Annotated in this window: 10 protein-coding genes; 5 read left to right on the top strand and 5 right to left on the bottom strand. The window is 35.7% G+C overall.

Features of this window, described 5'->3' with window-relative positions; translation table 11 throughout:
- Positions 1 to 40 precede the first annotated feature (40 nt).
- A complete protein-coding gene (locus tag HMPREF3270_RS06785) occupies positions 41 to 379 on the bottom strand; it encodes a DUF4889 domain-containing protein (RefSeq protein ID WP_002479714.1) in 339 nt (112 codons plus the stop codon).
- 124 nt (positions 380 to 503) lie between these two features.
- On the opposite strand from HMPREF3270_RS06785, the gene HMPREF3270_RS06780 reads away from it, so the two are divergent.
- Positions 504 to 1,067, top strand: coding sequence for an LOG family protein (locus HMPREF3270_RS06780; protein ID WP_002479713.1), 564 nt, complete (start codon positions 504 to 506; stop codon positions 1,065 to 1,067).
- A 69-nt stretch (positions 1,068 to 1,136) separates the two neighbouring features.
- Here HMPREF3270_RS06780 and HMPREF3270_RS06775 read toward each other — a convergent pair whose 3' ends face one another.
- Positions 1,137 to 2,072 (bottom strand): magnesium transporter CorA family protein, encoded by a 936-nt coding sequence (locus HMPREF3270_RS06775; RefSeq protein WP_002479712.1) that lies wholly within the window; start codon positions 2,070 to 2,072, stop codon positions 1,137 to 1,139.
- 163 nt (positions 2,073 to 2,235) lie between these two features.
- On the opposite strand from HMPREF3270_RS06775, the gene HMPREF3270_RS06770 reads away from it, so the two are divergent.
- The 3 genes from HMPREF3270_RS06770 to HMPREF3270_RS06760 all read left to right on the top strand — a co-directional run bounded on the left by HMPREF3270_RS06770 (position 2,236) and on the right by HMPREF3270_RS06760 (position 4,410).
- On the top strand, positions 2,236 to 2,682 hold the full coding sequence (locus HMPREF3270_RS06770; RefSeq protein WP_002479711.1) for a MarR family winged helix-turn-helix transcriptional regulator: 447 nt from the start codon (positions 2,236 to 2,238) through the stop codon (positions 2,680 to 2,682).
- A 93-nt stretch (positions 2,683 to 2,775) separates the two neighbouring features.
- A complete protein-coding gene (locus HMPREF3270_RS06765; RefSeq protein WP_002479710.1) occupies positions 2,776 to 3,216 on the top strand; it encodes a DUF2871 domain-containing protein in 441 nt (146 codons plus the stop codon).
- 156 nt (positions 3,217 to 3,372) lie between these two features.
- Positions 3,373 to 4,410 (top strand): NAD(P)/FAD-dependent oxidoreductase, encoded by a 1,038-nt coding sequence (locus tag HMPREF3270_RS06760; RefSeq protein ID WP_002479709.1) that lies wholly within the window; start codon positions 3,373 to 3,375, stop codon positions 4,408 to 4,410.
- A gap of 57 nt (positions 4,411 to 4,467) precedes the next feature.
- Here the strand turns inward: HMPREF3270_RS06760 and HMPREF3270_RS06755 are convergent, their stop codons facing one another.
- Both HMPREF3270_RS06755 and HMPREF3270_RS06750 read right to left on the bottom strand, forming a co-directional pair.
- Positions 4,468 to 5,826 carry a glucose transporter GlcP gene (locus tag HMPREF3270_RS06755; RefSeq protein ID WP_002479708.1) on the bottom strand — a complete coding sequence of 453 codons (1,359 nt, stop codon included), beginning with the start codon at positions 5,824 to 5,826 and terminating at the stop codon, positions 4,468 to 4,470.
- A gap of 173 nt (positions 5,827 to 5,999) precedes the next feature.
- Positions 6,000 to 6,992, bottom strand: a complete 993-nt coding sequence (locus HMPREF3270_RS06750) for an acrylyl-CoA reductase family protein (protein ID WP_070847917.1) — start codon at positions 6,990 to 6,992, stop codon at positions 6,000 to 6,002.
- A 218-nt stretch (positions 6,993 to 7,210) separates the two neighbouring features.
- Between HMPREF3270_RS06750 and HMPREF3270_RS06745 the strand changes: the two genes are divergently transcribed.
- A complete protein-coding gene (locus tag HMPREF3270_RS06745) occupies positions 7,211 to 7,969 on the top strand; it encodes a hypothetical protein (RefSeq protein ID WP_070847914.1) in 759 nt (252 codons plus the stop codon).
- Between the two features lie 93 nt (positions 7,970 to 8,062).
- Here the strand turns inward: HMPREF3270_RS06745 and HMPREF3270_RS06740 are convergent, their stop codons facing one another.
- Positions 8,063 to 9,781, bottom strand: a complete 1,719-nt coding sequence (locus tag HMPREF3270_RS06740; RefSeq protein ID WP_070847911.1) for a CDP-glycerol glycerophosphotransferase family protein — start codon at positions 9,779 to 9,781, stop codon at positions 8,063 to 8,065.
- Between the last annotated feature and the right edge of the window lie 171 nt (positions 9,782 to 9,952).

Genomic DNA, 9,952 nt, shown 5'->3' with positions numbered 1-9,952 from the left:
TTATTTTGGACTGTATTTATGTCCCAGCCCCTTCGTATGCTTAATGATGCATATCATGAATCTTCATCATTAAACCATGTGGAATATCATCGTGTTCTACCACTTTTTTCTTACTGAACTCATCAGTACCTACTTTTTTAACAAGTACCACAAAGTCGCCTTTTTTAGGCTTAAATTGATCGTCAGAATCAACTTTAACATTCTTCTCAATGTGATTATCTTTTTCACTGATCATTTTTTCAACCGTTTGATTATCTTTCATAATCCCGTAATATGTTTCTTTTTCGCCAGAAGCAAAGATCATAATAACTAATACGATACATGCGATTGTTAGAAGTGCAATCAGTGATATACCTAATGTTTTGCCATTCTTTTTCATATGTGTGAAACTCCTTTCTTTCTCTGTTAATAGATATACCGAAAAATGATAAAAAAAGCAATGAATAACAACATGGTTATATTTGTTATAATGAAGTGTAACTTAGTCAAAAGGAGAGAGCACGATGCATATAATTGTTTATTGCGGTGCAAGCACAGGACAAAATCCAGTGTATTTAAAGGCGGCAGAAGCGTTAGGTACATGGATGGCACAACACAATTATGGCTTAGTCTATGGCGGCGGCAATGTCGGTTTGATGGGACATCTCGCAGATACGGTTAAACAACATCAAGGCCATGTGGTAGGTGTCATGCCGAAATTCTTAGAGGAAAAAGAAATTGCACATCAAGGTTTAGATGAATTGATAATTGTTGATACCATGGCTGAGCGTAAAGCAGCTATGTTAGATAAAGGAGATGCTTGTTTAGCTTTACCTGGGGGACCAGGAACGTTAGAAGAAATTACGGAAATGGTTTCTTGGGCAAGAATCGGTCAAAATGCTAATCCATGTATCTTTTGGAACGTGAATGGTTATTATGACAAAATCGAAGCGTTTTATGACCAAATGGTTGAGGAAGGTTTTTTAAGTCAGGCAGACAGAGATTTGATTTTATTCACAAATGATTTTGAAACATTAGCAGCCTTTTTGAGAGACTATCAGCCACCGCATATACGTCAATATAAATAAAATAGACATCATGTATCAAAATAATGATTACTTTGATACATGATGTCTATCTTTTAGTTTGAAACTAGGTCAGATTTTGCCTTTGCGCCATAAAAGTAAAAAGACAATCGCAACGATAATCATAGAGATACCGAGTGTCGCAATCCAAGAAGTCGGGCTATGATCGTTAAGCGGAAGCGGTACGTTCATACCGAAGAAACTGAATACTAAAGTCGGTAACGTCAAGAAGACTGTAAAGAGTGTTAAAGTCTTCATGATATTGTTCATATCATTTGAAAGCAGAGATTCATATGAAGTCGTGATACTTTCTAAGATACGTGTATGCAACTCTGTTGTTTCAATGGCTTGGTTTGTTTCGACAAATAAATCTTCAATCAAGTCTTCATCTTCTTCGAAACGTTTAATCGGCGGCAGTTTGAAAAGTTTATTGAAGACATCTTCATTACCTTTCAATGCAGCTAAGAAATAAACCAAACTCTTTTCAACTTCCATCAAGTTATAAAGTTGTTTGTTCGTTACTTTTTTCTTCAATTCACGTTCGATGCGTAATCTTGATTTATTCAATAAACGCAAATTACGGTTGTAGTGGTTTGAAATGGTTAATAAGATATTCAACGCAAATTGACTGCGATAATGCAGATTTTGACTAGATTTCGCAAAGTGATCTAAGAAATCAACTTCATGATCGCAAATCGTCATAATGCGTCTGTGTCCGATAATAATACCCAGTGGAATTGTCATAAACGAAATAATTTTATTGTTCGTATTATTGACGATTGGAAAGTCGATGATGATTAAAGAATAACCTGTTTCGTCATCAAATTCGACACGTGCGCTTTCATCCGCATCCAAGGGGTCTTTTAAGAAGTCTTCTGGAATATTAAAGCGCTCAATCAAAGATTCTACTTCTTCTCTCGAGGGCTCGGTAATATTAATCCATAAAGCTTCCTCTAAGGAAGTGGTATGAATATCTTGATGAACATTATGTTTATAAGCTGTAATCATTCTGAAGCTTCCTTTCTGTGTGTAAATCAAACATGCAAGGTTTAACATCTATCGTTTAAGTTAAAACTATAGAGAACGCTTTGCTCGATTTATTTGATATGTGCTTAATTATAGTACCATAATTTAATGATTTGTGTAGTCTAAATAAGGAGAGATGCGACACATGGCAACGACAATCCAATACTTATTACGTATGATTACAAATGAAATGAAAGTAAAAGCTGACCAATTGTTAGGTGTATACGATATTACGTTAGAACAAGCGCAAACGTTACGTTATATTTTTGAAAGTGACACAGGCGTCATTCCGCAAAATGATTTAATTCATATTTTTAATCGTAAAGGCCCAACAGTGAGCAGCGCATTGAGAAGTTTAGAAAATAAAAACTTAATAGAACGTATCAGTGATAAAAATGATACACGTAAAAAAGATGTCGTCTTAACTGCAGTCGCAAAAAAAGATGTCAGAGAAATTATTGAAATCTTAGATGAAGTGGAATCTACTTTATTTTTAGACATTCCAAAAGCTGACCAAGCGGCATTAAAAGAGATATTATTTAAAATGAAAGATAATCTAAATACCTTAAATGAAGAAGATAAAGAATTCTAGTTGTGTATAATTCGTGAATAATAACGCGATACTTTCTGAAAGCGTTGCTGTCAGTTATAATAATGAGTGATGCAAAAAGGAGGGTTTTTAGGTATGCGTAGAATTCTGTATACATTTTTAACTTATACAATTATAGGCTTATTATCAGGTGTTTATTATCGTGAATTGACAAAAGCCTTTGAGTTTACAGGCAAAACACAACTTGCGATTGTGCATACACACATACTAATGCTTGGTATGTTTATGTTCCTAATCTTATTAGTCTTTGAAAAACTGTTCTCAATCAGTAAATACTACTTATTTAACTGGTTCTATTATGTTTATAATATCGGCTTGATTGTGACAGTCGCACTACAAGGCATTAAAGGGACAATGCAAGTGACTGGCGCAAGTGTTTCACCAGGTATTGCTGGAATTGCAGGACTAGGTCACATGACGTTATCAGCCGGTTTTATTATCTTGTTCTTCCTATTGAAAAAAGCAATTTTAACACATCCTATTGAAGGACAAACCAACCAAAATAAAAAACTCTAATCTTTATTTTTAAAAGAGATACGACTATTTGTGTTGTGTCTCTTTTTTTATAGCTAAAGTTTTCCTCATACAACTAAATCATGTAAAATATAAGTGAGAACAATTTTCAATTAATGATTATGCAGCACAGAGAAAAACTAGGAGGCAAGCATAACTATGAAAGATTTAACTATTATCGGCGGAGGACCTGCCGGTTTATACGCAAGCTTTTATGCAGGTATGCGCGGCATGAGTGTGCGTTTAATAGATGTACAACAAGAGTTAGGTGGCAAGATGTGTTTATATCCTGAAAAAATCATTTGGGATATCGGTGGTGTCGCACCGAAACCTTGTTTTGAAATTACGAAAGATATTATTGATCAAGGCCTGCATTTCAATCCAGAAGTACGCTTACAAGAGCGTGTGATGGATATTCATAAAGTTGCAGAACGTCATTTTGAAGTGACAACAGATCAAGGCAATGTATATGAATCTAAAGCAGTCATTATTGCTATTGGTGGAGGAATTATCCATCCGAAACCCTTAGATATTAAAGATGCGAGTCGTTATCAAATCTCAAACTTGCATTATGTGGTACAAAAATTATCACGCTTTAGAAATAAACGTGTATTAATTTCCGGCTCTGGCAATTCTGCGATAGATTGGGCGTGTGAAATAGCGCCATATGCAGAAAGTGTACATTTGATATATCGTAAGGATCAGTTAAAAGGCTTTGAAGCGATGCAAGATAAGCTCGCAACATTTGGTGTGATTCAACATCCAAATAGTCAAATCACTGCGTTGATCGGGGATGAAGCACAAGAGAATATTGCTTCAGTAGTCATTGAAAATAGCGCGACAGGAGAAGCGGAAACTTTAGAAGTCGATGATGTCATTATCAGTCATGGCTTTGATATTGAAAATCCATTGTTAGAAGATGCTTCAACTAAACTAGAAATGATGAATGATTATCAAATTAAAGGACAAGGTAACGCACAAACGAGTGAAGCGGGTATTTTCGCTTGTGGTGATATTATTCATCATGATGCCAAAGCACACTTAATTGCGAGTGCCTTTAGTGATGCAGGGAACGCCGCAAACCTCGCAAAACAATATATTGAACCAGAGGCAGCGAAAGAGGGTTATGTCTCAAGTCATAACGAGGCATTTAAAGAAGAAAACAAAGAAATTATCAAACAATATAATGAATCATAACAGTAGAAAAGGGATGTCTTCTCGAACGTGAGAGGACATCCCTTTAAATGTTTATATCTATTTATTTAAATCTGGTGTTGTAGCTGAAGTACGTTCACGTAATTCTGCTTCAATTTCTTCCAAGCTGCGTCCGCGAGTTTCTGGTAAGTATTTTGCTACGAAGAATAAAGCAAACACACCAATTACTGCGAAGATTAAGAAGACACCATGTGTTGGTAAGACATCAGTTAACATTGGGAAGAATTGTGCGACTGCTAAACTTCCGATTGAAAGTGTTAAAGCAGCGATCCCTGTTGCGGCACCACGTGCACGCATTGGGAATAATTCCGGCAACATGACCCAAAGTACAGGGCCCCAAGAGAAGCCGAAGAAAATAATAAAGATTGTAAGACAAACAATGCTGATCCAAGCTGCTGATTGAATACCCATGATCCAAATCAGTAATGCCATAATGACTAATGATGCGACCATACCGATATTACCGATAATTAATAATTTTTTACGGTCTACTTTATCAATAATCATAATCGCTACAATTGTCACAAGTACGTTGACTGTACCGATACCGACTGAACCTAAGATAGAAGCAGAGTCACCTAAACCTGCTTTAACAAAAATAGTCGGTGCGTAGTAAATAATTGCGTTAATACCGATGATTTGTTGGAACAATGCGAAGACACAACCGATGATAATCGTTGGACGTAACCATGGTGAGTTTAATACTTTCCATGTACTTTCTGAAATCGCATTGATTTCTTTCATTTCTGAGATTTCATGATCAATCTCATTTTTAGGGAACGTTAAAGCCATTACTTTACGTGCCGCATTTTCACCGCGATGTTCAAGCAGCCATCTTGGACTTTCCGGCATAAAGATAACACCGACTAATAAGATGACAGAAGGGACAACCGCAAGTCCTAACATCCATCTCCAGCCTTCGACACCTGCGAAAGCGTAACTTGTTAAGTATGATGCTAAAATACCGATTGTAATCATTAATTGGTTTAATGAACTTAAAGAACCACGTGATTCTGTCGGTGCCATTTCGGATAGATAAACTGGCACAATAGCTGTTGAACCGCCGACTGCTAAACCAATTACTAAACGACCGATGACTAACATAGTTAAGTTAGGCGCAAGTGCTAGAGCTAATGCACCTACTATGTAAATAATTGCGATAATAAAGACGACGCGACGTCGACCTAATTTATCGGATGAAGGTCCACTTAAACCTGAACCGAAGATTGCACCAATCAACATTGATGAAACGACAAGTCCTTGTGTGGTACCGTTTAGCGGGATTTCATCTGGAATATAAAGCAGGGCACCTGAAATAATACCCATATCATAGCCATATAGTAATCCGCCTAGTGCACCAATGAAAAAGATGAGGTTTTTGTTAAACGTTTTACTCATTATGAGTCCTCCTGGTTATTTTTATCGTAAATTCAGTATACGCTTTCATAAAATTAAAGTAAATATCAATATATTTTCATTAGTACAATAAAGCAAAATAGAATTAAATGTAATTACCATTTTAGTAAAAAAAGACAACTCCAAAATAAGAGTTGTCTGATTGAGTATTTAAATTATTTTTCGTTAATCTTCACGAGATAACGACCAGCACTATGATTATTTAATAAATTATCCATTGCTTCTAGCACGTCATTGAAATCAATGACTTGTTTAATAGAGTGCAGTGCTTCTGGTTTTAAGTCAGTAGCTAATCTGCGCCAAATTTGTTTGCGGACTTTCATAGGTGTTTCTGCTGAATCCACACCTAAAATACTGTTACCACGTAAAATGAATGGTAAGACTGTCGTCTCAAATGCCAGACCTGCTGTATTGCCGATTAACGCAATACTGCCTCTATTTTGCAGTCGTTTCACAATGTCACCGACATGTTTGCCGCCGACAGGATCAATCACTGCTTGCCATTCTCTTTTGTCTAATGGTTTGTCTGAGGTATCTTCGACACGTGGGACCACATCTGTTGCGCCGATAGATTTCAAATAGTCTGCATTTTGTTTATTGCCTGTGCTTGCGATGACTTTATAACCGATATTACTTAGCATCATGACAGATAAACTGCCGACACCGCCACTGGCGCCACGTACCAGTACAGGTGAACCTTCTACTGTTAAGCCATTGTCTTCTAATTTTTGGATGGCTAATGCTGCAGTATAGCCCGCAGTACCGTAAATCATGGCTTCTTCTAATGTTAAGTCTTTAGGAAGCGGTACAATCCATTCTTCTTTGACACGTGCGTATTCACTAAGTCCTCCATGATGAGATACACCTAGATCATAGCTTGTCACAATAACTTGATCGCCTTCTTTATAAGTAGAAGTCTCAGACTCTACAACTGTACCTGCTAAATCTATACCTGGAATAATCGGATAGTTTTTAACGACTCCCGCACCTTTTTTAGCTGCTAGCGCATCTTTATAGTTGATGCTGGAGTAAGCAACTTTGATTAATACATTTCCTTCATCTATTGTATCCATGGGTAAATCTTTAAGTTCAGTATGGATTTCTTTGCCTTCTTTTTCTGCATAATATGCTTTAAATGTCTCAGGCATCTTTATCAACCCTTTCAAATAAATAAACTAAAGCGATAGTATCACGAAGTAGCCAGAACAACAAACAGGTTGCTGTAGCTAAATGATAAATATCTGTCATAATAATATTTTCTTAAAAGAATTTTTACAATTTTGATGTTTATAGAATATAATGGAAGTGTATAAGTTAAGGGATAATACATTTAAAAGATTGAAAGCCACTCAAGGAGGAGAACAGAATGAAAAAGTTATTTGCCAGCGTTTTAACGCTATCTTTAGTGCTAGCAGCTTGTGGAAATGATGACAGCAAGAAAGAGGAAGACAACAAAGACAAAGATCAAACAACACAAGAAAGCAAATCTAATCAAGACAAAGAAAAGAACAAAGACAACGAAAGCAGCAAAGATAAAGACAGCAATAAAGAAAAAGAAAACAATGAACAAGCAAATGATGAACAAAGCAATGACAAAGCGAAACAAGACGAGTCACAATCAACAGATGCGCAAAACAATGACAGCAATCAAAATGCGACTTCTGAACAATCAAATAACAATCAACAAGCTTCTCAAACATCAGGTGCCAATGATGGTCAAAATAGCAACAATAACCAACAAGCAACACAGCAAACATCAAATCAAACAAATGCTAACCAAGCATCAAACCAAGGTACAAATCAAACAGGTTATGTAGCACCTTATCAAGGTCAAAATGCAGCACCTGCAGCACGTACGATTGGTAAAGCACCAGTAGATCAATCTACTTTAAAAGTATTGCCGAACTTCCCGCAATCACTACAAACTGCACAAAATGAAATCAACAACTTAAATGGTCAATCTAACCCTTACAATGACTTTGGCGTACAAGATAATGGTGACGGCAGCTATTCTTATGTGTTCAGTTTCGCAAATCAAGCACAACCTGGCACATATGCATTAGTTAGAGTCGACCAACAAGGTAAAGCAGCAATTTTAGATCCAGCGTATCAAGCAGGTCAATAATATAGTATTTAGTTTTAAGTTCAAATAATTAGAACATAAGATAATCATGCAAAAGGCTCAGCACAAAATATGCTGAGCCTTTTTAATATTATTTTAGTTTTTACGTCTTTTTTGACGTTTAGGTAAATGTTGCACAATCAAGCTTGCGATAGTTTCAAATGAATGATTATCTCGATTAATGTATGCACTTGCAATATGAGGAATTTCTTGGTTTATGAGTGCTTTGGTTAATGATTCAGCATCTTGATACGTGACTTTATCAAAGTCTTGCCAAACTTCTAGGTATAAACCGCGTTCTGCTTGATAGTGTTCAAGGTTTGGAGTATAAAGCGCAACGGTTTTATCAATAGTTAATGCATCAAAGACAACTGACGAATAGTCACTGACTAATACATCACAAGCAAGTAATAAATCTTGTGTCTCAATTTGAGCAGCAGGTTGAATGACTGCTTGCGGTAATCGTGTTTCAGCTTCTTTACTTTCGATATGGCCACGATAAATCACATTATAATGGTCAAGCAATGACTCAGAAAGTGGTAACATATCGTTTGGTTGTGGATCTGTTTTCCATGTCGGCAAGTAAAGTAACGTCGGTTTGTTAGGGTCTAATTTAAGTTGTTGTTTCATATATTGAACATAAGTTTGTTCTTTATATTTATCTAATAAATATCTGACACGTGGGTAACCGCATGCGACAACTTCTGTATATTGCATAGGGAAGGCTGATTTAAACAAATCAGCTGCATGAGAACTATCACATATAAAGTAATTTTGATGCAGCCACTTGTTGTATTTTCGTGCACGATAATTATAAATTTCTTTATTTTGATAAGGTTCTGAGCTGTCTAAGAATAACTGTTTTAAAGGCGTGCCATGCCACAATTGAATGATTGTACCGTTCGGTTTGATGTGATCGGGTATATAACTTTCAGCGACGACAACTTCCGCGTTTTCAATTAGTTCTTGTGCTTCTTCATGTTCTGGTGATACAAAGTGCGGGCCTGTGGCATCATTTGTGATAAAGAAAGCAGGATATTTAGAGTAATGCTTAGCAAAATAATTAAATAAATAGCGAGAGTTGCCTCTAAAGCCATAATCAAATCCTAAGAAAACGACAGCACCGTTTAATTCCACTGCTTGTTTTTCATAAATATTGCTCATGCTTTGATGCTTTTCAATACTGCGACTGAGTACTGAACGTGTTATAAAGTGCGGCAACATAAAATGTGTCTTCCAAAGTAGTGAATCGACAAATCGTTCAGGCTCAGGTAAAGCTAAATTGCGGAACTTAAACGGTGGTTTTTGATGATGTAAGTAAGCTAATTTATTTAAATTAAATTGTGTAATTGCGTTATATTCATGTTGTTTAATACTTTGATAGAATGTTTGGGAAGTACGGATTGTATGTTTAAAATCAAAGATTACGTGACCATTTGTTTCTACGTTTTGATTTAATAACAGGCCAATTGCTAAATCAAAAGCCGTTTCACAGTGTACTTCATCTATAACGTCTAATACTTGCTGAATACTGAAAATAAGATTAGGAAAGTGATTAATATTATTCATCCAAGTATTAAAGTTGATTGTCTGATCTCCAAAATAGCGACAGTCATTTTGATAGTACTGATCGATGGTGTAGTCAACAACGATTGAGTTTTGTGTTTCATGGTGTTTCAATGCTTCTAATTGATCAGGATAAATATCTATATTTAAATCAGAAGGAATAAAATGCGTGTAACCTTTAGCTAAGGCTTCTTGAAGGTTAATGCGCATTTTTTCATTTGATTGATATTCTGTTGTTAATATTTTCATATTATGACCTCAGTTTGATTATATTAAACTATATTTTAACATTTTGACTGCAAACTGTGAATGACAAGACGTATACGTTATTAATTAAACTGTACTATTATAATTTAAATTTTGACTAATACAGATGATTCATAACATTTTATGATGTAAGCGAATACATTGATATGTAAG

It is taken from the genome of Staphylococcus sp. HMSC65H10, assembly GCF_001839185.1.
Lineage (GTDB): Bacteria > Bacillota > Bacilli > Staphylococcales > Staphylococcaceae > Staphylococcus > Staphylococcus simulans.
The sequence above is the reverse complement of the archived record's forward strand: the minus strand, read 5'-3'. Positions and strand labels throughout refer to the sequence as shown.